At 33.9% G+C, this 1,589-nt stretch carries 1 protein-coding gene; it reads right to left on the minus strand.

Features of this window, described 5'->3' with window-relative positions:
• Positions 1–52 precede the first annotated feature (52 nt).
• Positions 53–1,162: a glycerol dehydrogenase gene (locus ACO5GE_RS07665; protein ID WP_484830326.1), complete on the minus strand. Its 1,110-nt coding sequence runs from the start codon at positions 1,160–1,162 to the stop codon at positions 53–55.
• Positions 1,163–1,589 lie beyond the last annotated feature (427 nt).

The raw sequence follows: 1,589 nt of genomic DNA on the forward strand, positions 1-1,589 counted from the left end.
TAGTTCTTTTTGAGGAACACAACATTGTGTTGTTTATGACTTTATGCAAAAATTATTGTGCAAATTTTTGTAAATAATATTTGCCTAATGCATCTGCTGTAATCAATGCGTTATAAACTTTGTCAGAAGTTACTTCAAAAGGCATGTTATGAATTGTTTCACCTTCAACACAAGCAGCTTTTGCTACTTCTAACAGTTGTTCTTTTGTAACATCAGTTGCTCCTAATTGAGCCAATGTAACAGGAAGTCCGATTTCAATACAGAATTTGTAGATTTTTTCAATTTCTTCTTTTTCAGCGTTTTCCAAAACTAACTGTGTTACTGTTCCGAAAGCAACTTTTTCACCATGATACATATGGTGACATTCTTCTAATACAGTTAAACCGTTATGAATTGCATGAGCTCCTGCCAGTCCAGCTGATTCAAATCCAATTCCGCTCAATAGTGTATTCGCTTCGATGATATTTTCAACCGCTTCTGTACAAGCGCCAGCTTCCAAAGCAATTTTTGCTTTCAATCCTTCTTTTAACAAAGTGTCTAAACACAGAGAAGCAAGCGCCATAGCAGCTTGAGTTGTTTTGCCGCCTGCACAAGAAGTTGCACCGCTTATTTTGCAAGCACGAGCTTCATAGTAAGTTGCCAATGCATCGCCAATTCCTGCCACGGTAAGTCTTACAGGAGATTTTGAAATGATTTCGGTATCCATCATAACCATATTAGGGTTTTGAGGTAAGAAGAGATATTTATCGAATACTCCTTCTTCTGTGTATAATACAGACAAAGCACTACATGGAGCGTCTGTAGATGCGATGGTTGGACATACAACAACGGGTTTTTTAGTATAGTATGCAACAGCTTTTGCGGTATCAACAATCTTTCCTCCACCGATTCCAACAATAATATCGCAAGAACCGTTTGTAACATATTTATCGATAATACGATTTACCTCTACTTCAGAACACTCTCCATTAAAATGGCAAACCTCCATACTGCAATTGCTTTCTTTGAAACTACTTTCTATCTTTTCACCAACTCTTTTGAAACCTGATTCAGTAATAATAATAAGAGCAGTTTTGCCCAACGATTCGATATGACTTGCTAATCGAGCAAGCTCTCCTGCACCTTGTACATATTTACTTGGACTAAATAAAATTTTTGCCATAGTTTCCTCCTTTATTTAACATGAATTGTAAATTACCATATTGTATGAAAAAGTATATAGAAAATGTCAAGTATTGTCAATCTGTTTTCAGCTTGTAATCAGTGTAATATCTGTAAGAAAACAACGGAAAATATGTTGTGAAATTGAAAATCCTATGAAATTGTAATGTCCTCTATTATACTATTTAGAGTGGGTATAATGTATATGATAGCCATAAAAGAAATGATCCTTGTTCTACTAAGTACTAGATGAAAGAAAATAAACATAAAAGAGATTATAATAGAGGAAAGTTAGAAAATAGTAAATGAGAAAACAAACGAAACATTTTATCTGAATTTGAAAATAAAATAGAAAAAATATACCGATCAATCATGTATAAACTATGACTATAATCCATATTGTAGGGAATGTAGATTGGAGACAAAAG

This window comes from Filifactor sp., from assembly GCF_057248345.1.